A 19,250-nucleotide genomic window follows, 5' to 3' on the forward strand; every position below is an offset into this window, starting at 1 on the left:
GGGCCCGGTGAAGGAGGAGCGATGACGGAGCGCAGGCGCACCCCTCCCGCCGTGCGGCGCGTCGGGTACGTGATCGCGGTCGTCGTCAACCTGGTGCTGCTGTGGCTCGTCCTGGTGTGGCCGGGCTGGGATGCGATTCCGTATGTCACCGTCGAAGCCGCCGCCGTCATTCCGCTCGTCGTCGCCTCGCTGATCCTCGGCGCGGTGGTGAACACCCTGAACGCCGTCCTCGACAGTCGTGCTCTGCACGCGGTCGGCGACATCGCCACGTCGATCCTGAGCTTCGTCGTCGTATGGCGGGTGTGGGATGTCTTCCCCTTCGCGTTTCCCGCCGAGTCCGGGGCGGAATCCGGTGTGCGGATCCTCCTCGGCGTGCTGATGGGTCTCATCGTCCTGGGCATCGTCGGAAACGTCGCGGTCCTGATTCGTCTGGGCGTCGGGCAGAGCGCCCGCCGGCTCTGACGTCGTCGTCCCGGGACGGGGCGTCGGTCGCGCTGACGGGCCGCCGGAAAATGTGGTCAGACCACATTGATAATGAAACGATTCAGCGCTACTCTGGATCTCGAGAGGCGGCCCGCGGAAAGGAGTCGGAGTGACACGTTCCGACCGGATCGAGAGGGGCCGAGACGACTGAGATGAGAGATAACGTCAGGCCCACCATCGACGAGTACCTTGCGAACATGGGCGTCGCCGGAAGCCGCATCTGCGAGATCGACGCGAGCGAGGCCGGCGCCGGCAACATCTCGATCTGCCTCGACGAGCTGCCCCGCGTGCGGGAGGTCTTCCCGATCTCCGAGCGGATCGAGCTGCCGCTCCCGGCTCCCGCACTCGCCGGCCGCACCCTGCTCGTCACCGGCTCGGGACGGCGGCTGCGCCAGATCAAGAACGACCCGGCGGCGAACATCGGCGCGGTGATCGTCGAGGCCGACGGCCTGCACGGCGAGCTGCTCACATCGCCGCGGCGGGAGTTCGCGAAGCTGACGAGCGAGTTCAACTCGCATCTCGCGGTCCACAACGATCAGATCGGCACGCGCGACCTGTGGTTCCACGCGACGGTGCACGCACAGCCGCCGCACCTGACGTTCCTGAGCCACATCGAGAAGTACCGCACCGATGCGGCGATGAACGGCGCGATCCTGCGCTGGGAGCCCGAGTCCATCGTCGCGCTGTCGGAAGGCATCGGCGTGCTGGAGTTCATGGTCCCCGGGTCGGCCGAGCTGATGGCCGCGAACGTCGCCGGCCTGCGCGAGTACCAGATCGTCCTGTGGAGCAAGCACGGCGTGATGGCCCGCTCCGATCTGTCGGTGACGCGCGCGGTGGATCGCATCGAATACGCCGAGACGGGCGCGAAGTACGAGCACATGAACCTCAGTGCGGGCGGGGTCGGCGAGGGGCTCAGCAAGGCGGAGATCCGCGCCGTGGCAGAGGCGTTCGGCGTCTCGTCGCCCTGGCTCGGCTGAAGGCGCCCGTGAGCGCCTCCGGCGCGGCCGGACCGGTCTCCGGTCGGTCGCGCCGTTGCGGCGTCAGGAGGAGGTCTGAGTCGAGCGCCTGACCACGAGTTCGGGGTGGAAGACGGTCTGGCGCGGGATCAACTCCGGGTCGGCCGCCTCTTCGAGGAGGATCCGCAGTCCGGTCTTGCCGATGGTCGTGCTGGGCTGGCGCATGGACGACAGGGGAACGGCGGCGGCGCCCGCGAATGCGATGTCGTCGAAGCCGATGATCGCGATCTCGTCGGGGACGCGCAGTGTGCCGTCGGCGAGCAGAGACTGCAGCAGTCCGAGGGCGACGAGGTCATTCGCGGCGAACACGGCATCCGGACGGTCGTTCCGCGGACGGGCGAGCAGCTTCGCGCCCGCGGCCGCGCCCTCCGCCACGCTCATCGCGCTCGTCGCGATCACCTCGAGGCTCACCTCCGTCGCGTTCTCGGCCGCCACCCGCGCACCGGCCAGGCGGTCGCTCACCTGCCGGATCTCGAACGACCCGCCGACGAAGGCGATGCGTCGGCGGCCCGTCGCGATGAGGTGCTCGACGGCCATGCGGCCCCCGACGACGTTGTCCACCGACACTGAGCTGAAGCGGCTCCCCCCGCTGTGGCGATCGATCAGCACGGCCGGGATGCCCCGCGCGCGCAGCCGTTCGAGACGTGTGTGGACATCGCCGTAAGGAGCGATGAGGAGCCCTCTGACCTGGTGTTCTTCGAAAAGGTCGAGGTACATCTTCTCGCGGAGCGGGTTCTCGTCGGTGCTGCCGTACAGGATCGCGATGCCCTGCTTGGTGCCCTCGTCCTCGGCGCCGCGCATGACGTCGTAGAAGAACGGATTCTGGCCGTCGAGGACGATGAAGCCGACGGTCGCGCTGACGCCGGCGCGCAGCTTGCGCGCGGCCTCGTTGCGCACATAGCCGAGTGCGTCGATGGCCTCCTGCACCTTGAGCACCGATTCGGCCGACACCTCATCGGGGCGATTGAGCACGTTCGACACCGTCCCCACGGACACGCCTGCCCGCAGGGCAACGTCACGAATGCTCACACTCGCCATCGCTGGTGCTACCTCCACATCGATTCGGCACCGTTCGGCAGATCGGACTTGACCGTTGCCGAGACGCTCCATAGAGTATGCCTGAATCGTACGTGAATCGATTCATATCTTTTCAAACCCGCAATCCCTCAAGGAGGAGGTAGCCGTGTCGGAGATGCCGCACAGCGAGGCCGCCCCCGCACTCGAACTGTCTCGGGTGGTGAAGTCCTTCGGCGCCGTCGTCGCCCTCCGCTCGGGCAGCATCCGCCTCGAGAAGGGCTCGATCCACGCGCTCATCGGTGAGAACGGCGCCGGCAAGTCCACCCTCGTCAAGATCATCGCCGGGCTGTATCGCCGCGACGCCGGCGACTTCTTCCTCGAGGGCGAGCCGGTCGACTTCCACAGCACCGCCCAGTCCAAGGCCGCGGGCATCGCGGTCATCTACCAGGAGCCCACGCTCTTCCCCGACCTGTCGGTGACAGAGAACATCTTCATGGGCCGCCAGCCCACGAACCGCGTCGGCCGCATCGACCGCAAGGCGATGAAGGAGGAGGCGACGGCGATCTTCGAGCGCCTCGGCGTCCGGATCGATCCGGACCGCCTCACCGAGGGGCTCTCGATCGCCGACCAGCAGATCATCGAGATCGCCAAGGCCATCTCGCTCGACGCGCGGGTGCTGATCATGGACGAGCCGACCGCGGCCCTCAGCGGCGTCGAGGTCGAGCGCCTGTTCGCCGTCGCGCGGAGTCTCCGCGACGAGGGCCGAGCCCTGGTCTTCATCTCGCATCGCTTCGACGAGGTGTTCGACCTGTGCGACACCGTCACGGTCATGCGCGACGGGGCATACGTCGACTCCATGCCGATCGCCGAGACCACGGTCGACGACCTCGTCCGCCAGATGGTCGGCCGCGACGTCACCGAGATGTTCCCGAAGCTCGAGGCCGAGGTCGGCGACGACCTGCTGGTCGTCGAGGGCCTCACCCAGAAGGGCGTGTTCGACGACATCTCGTTCACCGTGCGCTCGGGCGAGATCGTCGGCCTCGCGGGCCTCGTCGGCGCGGGGCGCAGCGAGGTGGTGCGCGCGATCTTCGGCGTCGACCCCTACGAGTCCGGCTCGGTGCGGATCGGCGGCGAACTCCTCCCGAAGGGCAAGCCCAAGGCGGCTATGGCGCGCGGCATCGCCCTCGTCCCCGAGGACCGCCGCAAGCAGGGCCTCGTGCTGGACACATCGGTGACCCGCAACATCACGCTGGCGATCCGCGGTCGCCTGGCGAAGATGGGCCTGATCTGGGGCGCGCTCGAGAACGAGTCCGCGAAGGTCTGGGCGAGCCGCCTCGAGGTCAAGACCGCGGCGCTGGACGCCGAGACCGGAACCCTCTCAGGTGGCAACCAGCAGAAGGTCGTTCTCGGCAAATGGCTGGCGACGCACCCCAAGGTCCTCATCGTCGACGAGCCCACCCGCGGCATCGACGTCGGAACCAAGGCCGAGGTGCACCGCCTGATCTCGCAGCTCGCCCAGGAGGGCCTCGGAATCATCATGATCTCGTCGGAGCTCCCCGAGGTGCTCGGCATGGCCGACCGCGTCCTGGTGATGCGCGAGGGCCGGCTCACCGGTGAGTTCGACCGGGCCGAAGCCACGCCCGAGTCCGTCATGTACGCCGCGACGGCAGAAGAGGAGGTGGCGCGATGACGCTCACCACAGAGGCAGAGCCCAAGCAGCACCCCCTGGTCTCCGCCACCGGCCACATCCTCAAGGCGCGCGAGACGGGCATCGGCATCGCGCTGGTCCTCGTCGTCGTCGTCGCGACCGCCATCAACCCGACCTTCCTGTTCTCGTCGGATGGCTTCCGCGACCTGCTCCTGACGCCGTCGCTGCTCATGGTGGTCGCCGTCGGTTCGGCTGTCATCATCATCACGCGCAACGTCGACCTGTCGGTCGGCTCGACGGTGGGACTGACCGCCTACCTCACCGGCCGCCTCTTCATCGACGTGCCCGGCATCCACCCGAGCCTCGTCTTCGTGGCCGGCATCGCGCTCGGCGCCCTGCTCGGCCTCATCAACGGCGCACTCGTGGCGTTCGGCAAGGTGCCCGCGCTGGTGATCACGCTCGGAACGATGTACATCTACCGCGGCATCAACGTGGCGTGGGCCGGCAGCGACCGGATCAACGCCTCCGACATGCCGGCCGGCTTCCGCGCCCTCGGCACGGGAGACTTCCTCGGCATCCCGCTGCTGACGATCCTCGCGGTGGTCGTCCTCGTGATCGCGGCCTGGTACCTGCGCAACCTGCGCAGCGGCCGCGAGCTCTACGCCATCGGCTCGGACCCCGACGCCGCGCACCTGTACGGACTGCGCGTGACCCGTCGCGTTCTCGGCGCGTTCATCGTCGGCGGAGCACTCGCCGGCCTCGCGGGCGTCCTGTACGCCGCGCGCTACGGCACGGTCAGCTCCAACGCCGGCTACGGCTGGGAGCTGCAGGCGATCGGTGCGGCCGTCATCGGCGGCGTCGCGATCTCGGGCGGCGTCGGCACCGTGTGGGGCGCCGCGATCGGCGCCTACCTGCTGCTGACGATCAACCGCGCCCTTCCGATCATCGGCATCGAGGACTTCTGGCAGCGCGCCGTGGTCGGCATCCTCATCATCGGCGCCATCGTCCTCGACCGCGTCCTCGCGGTCCGCCAGCATCGACGACTCATCGCAGCGAGGGAGGGAACGAAGTCATGAGCACCGTGACCGTTCTGACTCAGAAGCCCGCCCGCGAATACAAGGCGTACCAGCACCCGCTGTGGCGCCGCGTGATCGTGAACCGCGAGGCCGCCATCATCGGGCTGCTCGCCCTCGTGATCGTGGTCGCCACCGTGGTGGTGCCGAACTTCGACAGCCCCCTCACGCTGACCTATCTCATCCGCGAGATCGCGCCGATCCTGCTCATCGCGCTGCCGATGACGCTGATCATCATCACCGAGGAGATCGACCTCTCGGTCGCGAGCACACTCGGCCTGTCGAGCGTCGTCACCGGCCTCGGCGTGCAGGCGGGGTGGCCGCTGCCGGTCGCGGCGCTCCTGGCCATCCTGGTCGGCACCGTGGCGGGCGCCATCAACGGCGCGCTCGTGACCTTCGTCGGCCTGCCGTCGCTCGCCGTCACGATCGGCACCCTGGCGCTGTTCCGCGGCGTCGCCGTGGGTCTTCTCGGCACCACCGCGATCAGCGACTTCCCCGAGTTCTGGACGGATCTCGCGCGGGCGAACATCCCCGGAACGCCCGTTCCGGTGATCATCATCCCGTTCCTGGTCCTCGCGCTGGTCTTCTCCGTCCTGCTGCACTTCACGCCCTTCGGCCGCACGCTCTACGCGATCGGGCTGAACAAGGAGGCCGCGGCCTTCTCGGGCATCGACGTCGGCATGACGAAGTTCTGGCTGTTCGTCATGAGCGGCTCGGTCGCAGGCTTCGCGGGCGTGTACTTCACGCTGCTGTACAGCAACGCCCGCGGCGACAACGCGATCGGCATGGAACTGCAGATCATCGCGGCCGTGCTCCTCGGCGGCGTGTCGATCTTCGGCGGTCGCGGGGCCATGCACGGCGTCATCGCCGGTGTGTTCCTCATCGGAACCCTCGCCAGCGCCCTGCGCCTGGCCGGGGTCACCAGCGACATCATCAACATCATCACCGGCATCCTGCTGATCCTGTCGGTGGTGTCCGCAAGCTTCCTCGCCTGGATGCGCACCAAGCGCGTCGCGGCGATCGGGAGGAAGAAGGGTCGGTCGGGCTCCAGCAGCGACACCGCCTGACCACTCGCCTGTCAATCACGGTCCGGAAACGGCACCAAGGAAGGAAACAACGATGTTCAATCTCGGACGCAAGTCCTCGCGCGTCGGCATGGGGCTGGCCGCACTCGTGGCAGCCTCCGCGCTGGCGCTGACCGGCTGCTCGAGCTCCGGTGGTTCCGGCGACTCGGGCGACGCGGGCGGTGACGCCGGCGGAGACGTGTCGATCACGATGCTGCCGAAGAACCTGGGCAACCCGTACTTCGACACCTCGACCGGGGGTGCCGAGGCCGCGGTGGCCGAGTTCGGTGGGACCTTCGAGGAGGTCGGCCCGACCGAGGCGTCGCCGACCGCGCAGGTGCCGTACATCCAGACGGCCGCGCAGCAGGGCGCGAGCGCGCTGATCGTGTCGGCGAACGACCCCGAGGCGCTGTGCGACGCGCTGGACGAGGCCCGCGGCGCGGGTGTCGCCATCGTGACGTTCGACTCCGACACCAACCCCGACTGCCGTGACCTGTTCATCAACCAGGCCACCTCCGAGGGCATCGCCCAGATCCAGGTCGACCTGATCACCGAGCAGATCGGCGACGAGGGCCAGATCGCGGTGCTGTCGGCATCGGCGAACGCGACCAACCAGAACGCGTGGATCGCGATGATGGAGGAGGAGCTCGCGGCGAACCACCCGAACGTCGAGCTCGTCGAGATCGCGTACGGCGACGACGACGACCAGATCTCGTTCGACAAGACCGCGGCGCTTCTGCAGACCTACCCCGACCTGAAGGGCATCGTCTCGCCCACCACGGTCGGCATCTCGGCCGCTGCGCGCTACCTGTCGACCTCGGAGTACAAGGGCCAGGTCGCGCTGACCGGCCTCGGCACCCCGAACCAGATGCGCGAGTACGTCGAGGACGGCACCGTCACCGCGTTCGCGCTGTGGAACCCGGCCGACCTCGGCTACCTGGCCGCCTACGCGGCACAGGCGCTCGCGACCGGTGAGATCACCGGCGCCGAGGGCGACACCTTCGAGGCCGGCGAGCTGGGCTCGTACACCGTCGACGCGGACGCCACCGTCCTGCTCGGCGACCCGTACGTGTTCGACGCCGACAACATCGCCGACTTCGACTTCTAAGCCGAAGCCGCATCCCGCGAGCGCCCCGCCGACGAGTTCGGCGGGGCGCTCCGTCGTTCCCGCCCGACGCCCACCGTTGCAGCGACCCGCGTGAAGCGGCAATCCTGCAATCGGTTGTCCCACCTGGAGTCCCCAAATACCTAAGATGAAGAACGACAGGGGACCCATGTGGCAACCGATTGACAATCTCTCTTCGGTCGTGCACACTGGTGGACATGTCGACGACGACCCTCCTTCAGGCGACACGCCTCCTCCCCACCTCGGGGCCGGCGCATGAGATCGCCCAGGACCTTTACGCCGAGGTCGCGGAAGCGCCGATCATCTCGCCGCACGGCCATGTCGATCCCGCTGTCCTCGCTGACGACGTGGCCTTCACGGACCCCGCCGATCTGCTGATCACCCGCGACCACTACGTCACCCGCCTGCTGCACGCGGCGGGTGTGCCTCTCGGTGCGCTCGGCCTCGACCCCGCCCGGCCCGCGGACCCGCGCGATGCCTGGCGGCTGCTGGCCTCCCACTGGCACCGGTTCACGGGAACCGCGAGCGCGTACTGGCTCACCCACGAGCTCGAAACGCTGTTCGGCGTCACCGAAGAGCTCTCCGAGGCGAACGCGGACCGAATCTACGACCGCATCGCCGCGGAACTGGCCGAGCCGGCATTCCGACCGCGTGCGCTCTTCGACCGGTTCGGCATCTCGGTGCTGGCCACTACCGACGACCCGCTCGATGACCTCGCCGCTCATGACCGGCTCGCCGCGGATCCGTCGTTCGCCGGCCGCGTGCTGCCGACCTTCCGCCCCGACCCGTATCTCGACCCTCAGGACCCGAGCTTCACCACGCGCGTCGAGAGGATGCTGGCCACGGCGTCGGCGCCCGCGAGCTTCGCCGGCTACCTGTCGGCTCTGGCGGAGCGGCGCGCCTACTTCATCGAGCACGGTGCCGTGTCGGCCGACCACGGCGTGTACGAGCCGTTCACGACCGACCTCGGCGCCTCGGCGGCCGAGGATCTGTTCCGCCGCGCGCTCGCCGGCGACCTCGGCGACGCCGACGCGCGGATGCTCCGCGGCCACCTGCTCTTCCAGATGGCGCGCATGAGCGTCGATGACGGGCTCGTGATGACGCTGCACCCCGGCGTGCGGCGCAACCACCACTCGCGCACGCTGCGCACCTACGGCCCTGACACGGGACACGACATCCCGGTGCGAACCGAGTACACCGAGAACCTGAGGCCGCTCCTCGAGGCCTTCGGCACCGAGCCCGGCTTCCACCTCGTGCTGTTCTCCGTCGACGAGACGGTGTACTCCCGCGAAGTCGCGCCCCTGGCCGGCTTCTACCCGAGCGTGTACATCGGAGCGCCGTGGTGGTTCCTGGACGCACCCGACGCCATCCTGCGCTGGCGTTCCGCGGTCACCGAGACGGCCGGGTTCTACCGTTCGAGCGGCTTCATCGACGACACGCGCGCGTTCCTGTCGATCCCGGCCCGGCATGACACCGCGCGGCGCCTGGACGCCGCGTTCCTCGCGCGTCTCGTCGTCGAGGGCCGCGCGAGTCTGCCGACGGCCCGCCGCATCGCGCGAGACCTCGTCGACGCCATCCCCCGCGAGGTGTTCAAGCTGTGACCGCCGTACCCCTCACCCGCGCCGCCCTGGCAGGGCGCGACGACAGCGTCGTCGCCGCGCCCGCCCCCGTCCGCATCGTCCACGTGGGCCTCGGGCACTTCTTCCGCGCTCACCAGGCCTGGTTCACCGGTCGGGCATCCGACGCCGCCGAGTGGGGCATCGCGGCCGTCACGGGGCGCAGCACGCACATGGCCGAGGCGCTCGACGCGCAGGACGGACTCTTCGCTCTCGTCGAGCGCGGCCCTGAGGCCGACCGTGTCGAGATCGTCACGAGCGTCGTCGAGGCGGTGCCCGGCACCGACGTCGCGCGCCTGATCGAATTGGTCTCGCATGCGGACGTCGCGGTCATCACCCTCACCGTCACCGAGAGCGGCTACCGGCTGCGCCCGGACGGCACCCCCGACCCCGACGACCCTGAGCTGAGCCGCGACGTCGAGGCGCTGCGCCGCGGCGCCGGCGAACCGGTCACCGTTCCCGGACGACTCCTCGCCGCCCTCGACGGCCGCCGGCGAGCGGATGCGGGCCCCATCGCGATCGTCCCGTGCGACAACATCCCCGGCAACGGCGCCTTCGTCCGGCACGGCATCACGACGCTCGCCGCGCAGGTCGATCCGCGGCTGGCGGACTGGATCGCCGCGAACGTGTCGTTCGTCAGCACATCCGTCGACCGCATCACCCCCCACACCGACGACGCTCCGGCCGTCGCAGAAGCGGGCTGGATCGATCGCGCCCCCGTGGTCGCCGAGCCGTTCGCCGACTGGGTGCTCGCGGGAGACTTCCCGGCAGGCCGTCCCCGCTGGGAGAGCGCCGGTGCCCGCTTCGTCGACGACATCGAGCCGTGGGAGCATCGCAAGCTCTGGCTGCTCAACGGAGCGCACAGCATCCTCACCTTCGCCGGTCAGCTGCGCGGTCTCGAGACCGTCGCCGAGGCAGTGGCGGATGCCGCGTGCCGCGGCGCCGTCGAGGCGTTCTGGGCCGAGGCCGTCCAGTGCCTGCCCGCGGGCACCGAGCACGATCGCTACCGCGAGCAGCTCCTCGAGCGGTTCGCGAACCCCCGGATCGTCCACCGGCTCGCCCAGATCGCCGCGGAATCGACCGTGAAGGTGCAGTTCCGCTTCGCCGCCGTCGCCGAGCGCACCGTCGCCGCAGGGCGCGACCCCGAAGGGTCCGTCCTCGCCCTCGCGACCTGGATCCGATGGGTGCTGGCCGGACCCGGGGCAGCCGACGCCCGCGCCGGCGAGGTCGCCGATGCGGCCGCATCCAGCGACCCGGTCTACAGTCTCCTGAGCCTCGTCTCGAGAAGCCTCGCCCGCTCGCCCGAGTTCGTCGACCGGGTCCGGTCGGCCTGCGCGGCGCTCTCGGCCACCGACCCGACACCCGACCCGGCGCTCGTCGCGCGCGCCCACTGACCCACCGCGCACCGAAGCGCACACCCCCGCGCGTCGAAGCGCAGAAAGGCACCCGATGCTCAAGCCCCAGACCTCCGCCACCCGCGAGCTCGTCTCCCTCGACGGCCTGTGGGACTTCGCCCTCGACTCCGCCGAGGTCGCCGAGCCCTGGACCGGAACCCTCGACACCCCGCTCCAGGCTCCCGTGCCGGCCAGCTACAACGATCTGTTCACCGACGCAGCGATCCGCGACCACGTCGGCTGGGTCTGGTACCAGCGCTCGGTGCGCGTGCCGCGCGGCTGGGCCGGCGAGCGCATCGTGATCCGCGTCGACGCCGCCACCCACGAGGGCGTCGTCTACGTGAATGACGAGCGCGTGACGCAGCACGAGGGCGGCTACCTGCCGTTCGAGGCCGACATCACCGACCACGTGACCGCGGGCGAGGAGTTCCGCCTCACGATCGGCGTCAACAACGTCCTCACGCCGCACACGATCCCGCCGGGGCTCGTCAAGGACCTGCCGGACGGCCGCAAGCAGCAGACCTACATGCACGACTTCTACAACTACTCGGGTCTGCACCGCTCGGTCTGGCTCCTGAGCCGCCCCGCGGTTCACGTGTCGGACGTCACCGTCGTGACCGGCTTCGACGGCTCGGCCGGCGAGGTCGCTTACACCGTCGAGGCGACCGGGGACGCCGAGGTGCGGGTGACACTGCGCGACGAGGACGGCGCGGTCGTCGCCACCGGCACGGGCGCGACCGGCACCCTCGCCGTCGAGGACGTGCGGCTGTGGCAGCCCGGCGCCGCGTACCTCTACCGGCTCGAGATCGAGCTCGTCGCAGACGGCGGTGTCGTCGACGCGTACGCGCTGAACGTGGGCGTCCGCACCGTCGAGGTGCGCGGTGGCGAGTTCCTCATCAACGGCGAGCCGTTCTACTTCACCGGCTTCGGCAAGCACGAGGACATCGCCGTCAAGGGCAAGGGGCACGACAACGCCTACCTGGTCCACGACTTCCAGCTGATCGACTGGATCGGTGCGAACTCCTTCCGCACGGCGCACTACCCGTATGCCGAGGAGGTCATGGACTACGCCGACCGCCACGGCATCGTGGTGATCGACGAGACCGCGGCGGTGGGGCTGAACAAGCGCATCTCCGGCGGCATCGCCGACCTCATGTCGGGCAACACCACAGCCGGCGAAGAGGGCTTCGGCCCCAAGATGCAGGAGGCCCACCGGCGCGAGATCCGCGAGCTCATCGGGCGCGACAAGAACCACCCGTCGGTGGTGATGTGGTCGATCGCCAACGAGCCCGACACGATGGCGGAGGGCACCGACGACTACTTCGAGCCGCTGTTCGCCCTCACCCGCGAGCTCGACCCGACGCGTCCGGTCACGTTCGTGAACGTCATGATGGCGCCGCCGAACGTGTGCCGCGTGTCGAAGTTCGCCGATGTGCTGTGCCTCAACCGCTACTACGGCTGGTACATCGACACCGGCGACATCGCGACCGCCGAGATCCACCTCGAGCAGGAGCTGCGCGGGTGGGAGCAGATGTACGGCAAGCCGATGATCATGACCGAGTACGGCGCCGACACCGTGGCGGGCCTGCACTCGGTGTGGGACCAGCCGTGGAGCGAGGAGTACCAGGCCAAGATGCTCGACATGTACCACCGCGTCTTCGACCGCGTGGACACCATGGTCGGCGAGCAGGTCTGGAACTTCGCCGACTTCCAGACCTCGAACGGCATCTTCCGCGTCGACGGGAACAAGAAGGGCGTCTTCACGCGGGACCGCAAGCCGAAGGCATCCGCCCACTCGCTGCGCGCCCGCTGGACGGCGATCCGCGACGGCCAGGCCTGACCCGACCACCCGGCGGCGCGGGGAGGCGCCGCCGGGTCTCCTCCCCGCGACCCCTCCCGACATCCCCCACGGCAAAGGAGCCGAAGTGACCACCACCGAGAGCGTCGAGGCGAAGACCCCGGCACTGGGGAAGCTCCCCAAGATCAGCTACGTCGGCTACGGCGCGGGCGACATGGCCAACAACCTGTCGTTCACGCTCGCGTCGATGTTCCTGCTCGTCTACTACACCGATGTCGCCGGCATCTCCGCCGCCGCGGTCGGAACGCTGTTCCTCGTGCTGCGCATCTTCGACGCGTTCACCGACATCATCGCGGGGCGCCTGGTCGACAATACGTACAACAAGCGATGGGGCAAGTTCCGGCCGTACCTGCTCTTCGGTTCGGCGCCGCTTCTTCTGCTGTCGATCGCGACGTTCCACGTGCCGCAGATCGGCGAGACCGGCATGCTGCTGTACGCCTACCTGACCTACGGTCTGCTCGGCATCGCTTACACGCTCGTCAACATCCCGTACGGCTCGCTCGCCGCCGCGATGACCCAGGTGCCCGCCGAGCGGGCCCGCCTCGCGACCTTCCGCACCATGGGTGCGGCGGTGACGGGTGCGGCGCTGGGCATCGTGATCTCGCCGCTGCTGTCGCCCGACAACGACCTGCAGCAGATCTTCACGACCGTCACCATCACGTTCTTCTTCATCGGCATGGCGCTGTACCTGTTCACCTTCTTCACCGCCAAGGAGCGCGTGTACCGGGCGGTGCCGAAGGTGTCGATGAAGCAGTCGTTCGCGACGCTGAAGGGCAACAAGCCGCTGCTGATGCTGTGCATCGCGTCGCTGCTGCTGCTGTCGGGCATGATCGCCTCGACGACCGCGCAGATCTACCTGATGCGGGACGTCTTCGACGCGCTGTACCTGGTGCCGGTCGTCTCGCTCGCGCAGCTGGTGCTCATCTTCGTCGTCGCCCCGTTCGTCCCGATGGTCGTGCGCCGCTTCGGCAAGCGCAACGCCTACATCGCCGGCGCCGTCGTCGGCGCGGTGGGACAGCTGATCACGTTCTTCGCCCCGAACGAGTGGGTCGCGCTCGCCGGCAGCATGATCGGCCTGCCCGGCATCATGTTCGTCTCGATGCTGGTGTGGGCGCTCGAGGCCGACACCGTCGAGTACGGCGAGTGGAAGACCGGCGTGCGCACCGAGGGCATCACGTATGCGGTGTTCTCGTTCACGCGCAAGGCCGGCCAGGCCGTCGGCGGCGCGCTCGCCGCGTACGCGATCGGCATCGGCGGATACTCCGTGGGCGAGCAGGTCGTCGGCACGCCGGCCGAGTGGGGCATCCGCACCGGTGCGGCGCTGATCCCGGCCGTGCTGGTGTTCCTGTCCGGCGCGATCATGGTGTTCTACCCGCTCACCGACAGGATCCACGCGCAGATCGTCGCCGAGATCGAGGCCCACCGCGACGAAGAAGCCGAGATCGCCGGGCACGGCGGCGTCGTCGACATCGCCGCCGAGGAGCACCCGGAGGGCGCCGACGAGGCGATGACCAAGCCCGCGAGCGATGTCTCGCTCTCGACCGCCGCCCTGCGCACGGGCAAGGCGCGCCCGCACCTGTTCGGGCGCCGCAGCAAGAAGGACTAGCACGAGACGGTGGGCGGGGCCGGACCTCGCCCACCACGAAGGAGGAACGCCATGATCATCGACAAGGCCGAGGTGATCGTCACCAGCCCCGACCGCAACTTCGTGACGCTCAAGCTCACGACCGCCGACGGGCTCACGGGTCTGGGCGACGCGACCCTCAACGGGCGCGAGCTCGCCGTCGTGGCGTACCTGACCGAGCATGTGGTGCCGTTGCTGATCGGCAGTGACGCGTCGAAGATCGAGGACACGTGGCAGTTCCTCTATCGGTCGGCGTACTGGCGCCGTGGTCCGGTGACGATGGCGTCGATCGCCGCGGTGGACATGGCGCTGTGGGACATCAAGGGCAAGGCCGCCGGGATGCCGGTGTACCAGCTGCTGGGCGGCGCGTCCCGCTCCGGGCTGCTCGCGTACGGTCACGCGTCGGGCAAGGAGCTGCCCGAGCTGTTCGACAGTGTGCGTTCGCACCTCGAGCAGGGCTACCGCGCGATCCGCATTCAGACCGGTGTGCCCGGGCTGAAGGCGATCTACGGCATCGCGTCGCAGTCGTCCGACACCGGCGGCGGCGAAGCGCGCTACGACCACGAGCCGGCGCGCCGCGGCGCGAAGCCGGTGCAGGAGGACTGGGACACCCGCGCCTACCTGAACCATCTGCCCGGGGTCTTCGAGGCGGTCCGCAACGAGTTCGGTCCCGACATCCCGCTCCTCCACGACGGCCATCACCGGATGACGCCGATCCAGGCGGCGAAGCTCGGGAAGTCCCTGGAGCCGTACGACCTGTTCTGGCTCGAGGACTGCACGCCGGCCGAGAACGCCGAGGCGCTGCGGCTGGTTCGGCAGCACACCACGACGCCGCTGGCGATCGGCGAGATCTTCAACACGGTGTGGGACTTCAAGGACATCATCCGCGACCAGCTCATCGACTACGTCCGCGGCGCCGTCACCCACATGGGCGGCATCAGCCCGCTGAAGAAGACCCTCGAGTACGCCGCGATGTACCAGATCAAGTCGGGCATGCACGGTCCCACCGACATCTCGCCGGTCGGGATGGCCGCCGCGATGCACCTGGGTCTGTCGATCCACAACTTCGGCATTCAGGAGTACATGAAGCACGGGCGCAGGACCGACGAGGTGTTCGAGCAGTCGTTCACCTGGTCCGGTGGCCTCCTGCACCCGGGCGACGAGCCGGGGCTGGGCGTGGAGCTGAACCTCGATGAGGCGGGGAAGTATCCGTACGAGCAGGCCTACCTGCCGTACAACCGCCTCGCCGACGGCACGGTGCATGATTGGTGAGATGAGCACGCGGAACGCCGACCCGGGACCCGCCGTCGTGGTGATGGGGGTCTCGGCCTCCGGGAAGTCCTCCGTCGCAGCCGCGCTCGCCGCGCGACTGGGCGTGGCGTGGGCCGATGCCGACGATCTGCACCCCGCGGCCAACGTCAGGAAGATGTCGTCGGGGATCCCGCTCGACGACGACGATCGCCGCCCCTGGCTCGCCGCCGTGGGCGCGCGCCTGGCCGATGGCGCGGCGGCGGGCGGCATCGTGATGGCCTGCTCGGCGCTCAAGCGCGTCTACCGGGATCAGCTGCGCGCCGAGTGCCCGGCCACCGTCTTCGTCCACCTCGACGGCCCGCGCGCCCTCCTGGCCGCGCGGGCCGGCGCGCGGGAGGATCACTTCATGCCTCCCGCGCTGCTGGACTCCCAGATCGCCACCCTCGAGCCGCTCGAATCGGCTGAGCGCGGCGTGGTGATCGACGTCGAGGCGTCGGTCGACGACATCGCCGAAGACGCCGCGCGCTGGGTTGCAGAGCATGCCTGAGCCGTCGCGGGCGGTCGGCGGCGGCGACCTGCCCGAGCACCTCGCCGCCCGCATCCGCGACCGCGGCGGCGCGGCGACGATCTACGACATCGCCGAACTGGCCGGTGTCAGCCCCTCGACGGTGTCGCGGGCGCTGTCCAAACCGGGGCGCATCAGCGCGAAGACCGAGCAGCGCATCCGCGATGCGGCCGCGCAGCTGAACTTCCGCGTCAACCCGATCGCGCGGGCTCTGCACACCGGTCGCAGTCACACCCTGGCGCTGGTCGTCGCCGACATCACCAACCCGGTCGTGTTCGGGATCGTGCGCGGAGCCGAGCACGCGGCCAGCGCCGCCGGCTACACGCTCGTCATCGCGGAATCGCAGGAGTCCGGCGAGGCGGAGGCCGAGGCGGTCGAGAGGCTGATCCCGAGCGTCGACGGCGTGATCCTCGCGACCACGCGTCTGGCGGACGACCGGATCGCCGACATCGCGGCGCGCAAGCCGCTCGTGCTCATCAACAGGGCCGTTGACGGGGTCGAGGGTGTCCTCCCCGACGTCGATCGCGGGGTCCTGGAGCTCATGGATCACCTGAGCGGTCTCGGGCACCGCTCCATCGCGTACCTGTCGGGTCCCGAATCGTCGTGGATCAGCACACGACGATGGGAGCGGATGCTGGACGCCGCCGAATCGCGCGGCATCGCGCTCGTGGAGATCGGCCCGAACTCGCCGACGATCGACGGCGGGCGTGATGCTCTGCGGCGGGTGCTCGCCGCGCGTCCGACCGCGGTGGTCGCCTTCAACGACCTGCTCGCCATCGGACTGATGCAGGCCGCAGCGGCGCGCGCCGTGTCGGTGCCCGACGCGCTCAGCGTCGCCGGCTTCGACGACATCTTCGGCAGCGAGCTCATCGTCCCTCCCCTGACGACCGTGCGCACGCAGCTCGTCGAGGCGGGCGAGCGCGCCGTCCGCCGTGTTCTGCGACGACTCGACGTGCCGGTGAGCGGGCCCGAGGACGACGAGCCGCTCCGGACCGGGCTCATCGTCCGGGGATCCACGGGGCCCGCGCAGAGCTGAGCGGACGCGACGGCGTCGCATCTGCTGCCGGTCACGACGCAGTCAAGCCCCAAGGGGAGAGAGACTCGATGCCTCCGATGTGGGCGGTGAGGAGGCCATCGGGTTCCGCTACACGCTTGTCAGCGAGCGCGCAAGCCCCCGGGACCCGCGGTGACGGCCTCGTCTAGGCTCTGGGGGATGTCCCGAAGCGACGACGCCCCAGTCCCGGTGGTGGATCCCGCCGCGCCCCACCCCGATCACAGGCGCGTCGTCGCTCTCGTCACCGGCGTCGCCGCGGCCGTCCTGTTCGTCCTGCTCCGCGTGACGATCGCGCTGGAGGGCGAAGAGCCGCTCGCCGTCGACCAGTGGTGGCACGATCTGATCGTCGACGGGCGCAGCGACGTGCTCGTCGCGGTCGCGCATGTCCCGGCGGTCGGCGGAGGCACCATCGGCATGATCCTCGTGGGCACGCTGCTGATCGTCGTCTTCTCGGTGCTGCACCGGAAGTGGGACGCGATCAACGTCGGCGCCGCGATCGTGATCGTCGTCGCGATCGGCGCGCCCATGGCCTCGGTCATCGGTCGTGAGCGGCCCACGGACTCGCTGGCCGAGGTCGTCGACACGTCGTTCCCGTCCGGGCACACCGCCGTGGCCACCACCGTGATGCTGACACTCGCACTGCTGCTGCGCCGGTGGTACGTGTGGGCGGCCGCGGTGTTCTGGGCGCTCCTCATGGCGTGGAGCCGCACATATCTCAGTGCGCACTGGCTCACCGACGTCGTCGGCGGGCTGCTCGAGGGGATCGCCGTGGCGTGTCTCGTGTGGGTTGCCGTCGAGGCGCTGCGAGACCGACGCGCGCGCGTGCACCTCGAGGACCCCGACCGGCCCGGCGAGCCGCCGACCATCACGCGCTGACGTCGGCGCGTCCGGCGTGAGGCCCTTCCCCTCCGGCGCCGCCACGTTCCTCAGAACTCCCTCAGATCTCCGCCACGTACTCGATCCGCCGATTCGGAAGCATCGTCGAGGCGCTCCACAAGGGCGCGCTCGAATCGGAGGACGAACTCATGCAGACCCCCACGGGAACAGTGATCATCATCGGAGCGTCGATGGCCGGACTCATGGCCGCGCGCGCCGTGTCGCCGCACGTCGAGAAGGTGATCGTCGTCGAGCGCGACCATCTGCCGAGCGAGCCGGTCGCTCGGCGGGGAGTCCCCCAGGGACGGCACGCCCACGTCATGCTCGGCGCCGGCCAGAACCTGCTCGAGGGGTGGTTCCCCGGCTTCTCCGAGGAGCTGAAGCTCAAGGGCGCCGTCGCGCTCTACGGCGACGAGATGGTGTGGCACCAGGGCGGCGGTCACCGCCGTCCGGCCGACGTCGGTTTCGTCGCGATGTCGATGTCGCGTCCAGCGCTCGAGCACGCGCTGCGTCGGCGGCTGCTGGCGCAGCGCCCGACGGTCGAGATCCTCGACGGCACGCGCGTGGACGACATCGTCGTCGACGGTGCCGCCGTCGTCGGCGTGAGGGCGGCCGGCCGGCTCATCCAGGCGGACCTCGTCGTGGACTGCTCCGGGCGCAGCACCCGCGCCTTCTCCCACCTCGCCCGAGCGGGGTATCGGGAACCGGCGCAGGACGCGCTGCGGGTCGATGTCGCCTACCGTACGCGGGTGCTTCCCCGCCGCGCCGCGACCTTCGACGAGACGAGCGTCGTGCTCGTGGGGGACGGGCCTCATCGTCGTGTGGGCACCATGGTGCCCGTCGAGGGCGATCGGTGGATCGTGACGACAGCCTCGGTTCACGGCGACACCGCCCCCTTCGACGACATCGCCTTCGAGCGATTCGCCTATTCGCTGCCGTCCCACGAGATCGCGAGCGTCGTGGCCGCCGCAGCGCGCGGGAGCGTCGAGCGGCACGCGATCCGCGGCAGCCGTCGCCGCCGCGTCGAGAACGCGGCGCACGTGCCCGCCGGGTTCGTCGCCCTCGGCGACGCCCTGTGCGCCTTCAACCCGATCTACGGGCAGGGCATGGCCGTCGCCGCCCTCGAGGCGCGCCTGCTCGGCGTCGTCGCCGAACGGCACTCACTGGGCTCCGCACGGTTCGTCCGCGCCTACAACAGGGGCGTGGCGCGCATCGTCGACGTGCCCTGGCGCATGGCCGCGGCAGGCGACTTCCTGCATCCGAAGACGACCGGGGACAGACCGGCGGGCACCGGCATCGCCGGCCGCTACCTCGAGCGCGTGCTGCGCGCGTGCACGACGTCGCCCGCGGTCTCGCGCCAGATGATGCTCGTGCAGAACCTGCTGGCATCGCCGGTCTCGCTGGCGACGCCGGCGATGCTCGTGCGCGTGCTGGCGGCGTCACGGCGCGCGTCGGACCGGGCGGCAGCCGGCGCGTACGCGGCGCCGGCGCGGGGGCAGCGGGTTTCCGTGCGCGGCATGGCCGCGCTGCACGCCGACGTGCTGTCGGCCGGTGCGCTCAGCCGGGCGACGCGGTGACCGGGCCG

16 protein-coding genes are annotated in these 19,250 nt (G+C 69.8%); 15 read left to right on the forward strand and 1 reads right to left on the reverse strand.

The window, feature by feature from the left end; translation table 11 throughout:
• Window positions 1-21: 21 nt before the first annotated feature.
• A complete protein-coding gene (locus P0L94_16450) occupies window positions 22-462 on the forward strand; it encodes a hypothetical protein (GenBank protein WES64047.1) in 441 nt (146 codons plus the stop codon).
• Window positions 463-635: 173 nt separating this feature from the next.
• The gene (locus P0L94_16455; GenBank protein WES64048.1) at window positions 636-1,460 is read left to right on the forward strand and encodes a class II aldolase/adducin family protein; all 825 of its coding nucleotides are present in this window, start codon (window positions 636-638) and stop codon (window positions 1,458-1,460) included.
• A 63-nt stretch (window positions 1,461-1,523) separates the two neighbouring features.
• Here P0L94_16455 and P0L94_16460 read toward each other — a convergent pair whose 3' ends face one another.
• On the reverse strand, window positions 1,524-2,528 hold the full coding sequence (locus P0L94_16460) for a LacI family DNA-binding transcriptional regulator (GenBank protein ID WES64049.1): 1,005 nt from the start codon (window positions 2,526-2,528) through the stop codon (window positions 1,524-1,526).
• 163 nt (window positions 2,529-2,691) lie between these two features.
• Between P0L94_16460 and P0L94_16465 the strand changes: the two genes are divergently transcribed.
• The 13 genes from P0L94_16465 to P0L94_16525 all read left to right on the forward strand — a co-directional run bounded on the left by P0L94_16465 (window position 2,692) and on the right by P0L94_16525 (window position 19,242).
• Window positions 2,692-4,206, forward strand: a complete 1,515-nt coding sequence (locus P0L94_16465; GenBank protein WES66334.1) for a sugar ABC transporter ATP-binding protein — start codon at window positions 2,692-2,694, stop codon at window positions 4,204-4,206.
• Complete coding sequence (locus P0L94_16470; protein WES64050.1) at window positions 4,203-5,240, forward strand: ABC transporter permease; 1,038 nt, start codon at window positions 4,203-4,205, stop codon at window positions 5,238-5,240. Before P0L94_16465 ends, P0L94_16470 begins: the two co-directional genes overlap by 4 nt.
• Window positions 5,237-6,304: an ABC transporter permease gene (locus tag P0L94_16475; GenBank protein WES64051.1), complete on the forward strand. Its 1,068-nt coding sequence runs from the start codon at window positions 5,237-5,239 to the stop codon at window positions 6,302-6,304. Before P0L94_16470 ends, P0L94_16475 begins: the two co-directional genes overlap by 4 nt.
• A gap of 52 nt (window positions 6,305-6,356) precedes the next feature.
• Window positions 6,357-7,409, forward strand: coding sequence for a rhamnose ABC transporter substrate-binding protein (gene rhaS / locus P0L94_16480; protein ID WES64052.1), 1,053 nt, complete (start codon window positions 6,357-6,359; stop codon window positions 7,407-7,409).
• Window positions 7,410-7,624: 215 nt separating this feature from the next.
• A complete protein-coding gene (uxaC, locus tag P0L94_16485; protein WES64053.1) occupies window positions 7,625-9,028 on the forward strand; it encodes a glucuronate isomerase in 1,404 nt (467 codons plus the stop codon).
• On the forward strand, window positions 9,025-10,437 hold the full coding sequence (locus P0L94_16490; GenBank protein ID WES64054.1) for a mannitol dehydrogenase family protein: 1,413 nt from the start codon (window positions 9,025-9,027) through the stop codon (window positions 10,435-10,437). Before uxaC ends, P0L94_16490 begins: the two co-directional genes overlap by 4 nt.
• A 55-nt stretch (window positions 10,438-10,492) precedes the next feature.
• Window positions 10,493-12,277: a beta-glucuronidase gene (gene uidA / locus P0L94_16495; GenBank protein WES64055.1), complete on the forward strand. Its 1,785-nt coding sequence runs from the start codon at window positions 10,493-10,495 to the stop codon at window positions 12,275-12,277.
• 85 nt (window positions 12,278-12,362) lie between these two features.
• Complete coding sequence (gene uidB / locus P0L94_16500) at window positions 12,363-13,901, forward strand: glucuronide transporter (protein ID WES64056.1); 1,539 nt, start codon at window positions 12,363-12,365, stop codon at window positions 13,899-13,901.
• 51 nt (window positions 13,902-13,952) lie between these two features.
• Window positions 13,953-15,191, forward strand: a complete 1,239-nt coding sequence (locus tag P0L94_16505) for a D-galactonate dehydratase family protein (protein WES64057.1) — start codon at window positions 13,953-13,955, stop codon at window positions 15,189-15,191.
• Window position 15,192: 1 nt separating this feature from the next.
• Entirely contained in the window at window positions 15,193-15,717 is a 525-nt protein-coding gene (locus P0L94_16510) for a gluconokinase (GenBank protein ID WES64058.1), read from the forward strand.
• Entirely contained in the window at window positions 15,710-16,771 is a 1,062-nt protein-coding gene (locus P0L94_16515) for a LacI family DNA-binding transcriptional regulator (protein ID WES64059.1), read from the forward strand. Before P0L94_16510 ends, P0L94_16515 begins: the two co-directional genes overlap by 8 nt.
• A gap of 177 nt (window positions 16,772-16,948) precedes the next feature.
• Window positions 16,949-17,665, forward strand: a complete 717-nt coding sequence (locus P0L94_16520; GenBank protein WES64060.1) for a phosphatase PAP2 family protein — start codon at window positions 16,949-16,951, stop codon at window positions 17,663-17,665.
• A 149-nt stretch (window positions 17,666-17,814) separates the two neighbouring features.
• Window positions 17,815-19,242, forward strand: coding sequence for a hypothetical protein (locus tag P0L94_16525; GenBank protein ID WES64061.1), 1,428 nt, complete (start codon window positions 17,815-17,817; stop codon window positions 19,240-19,242).
• Window positions 19,243-19,250: the final 8 nt, after the last annotated feature.

Source organism: Microbacter sp. GSS18 (genome assembly GCA_029319145.1).
Classification (GTDB): Bacteria; Actinomycetota; Actinomycetes; order Actinomycetales; family Microbacteriaceae; genus Microbacterium.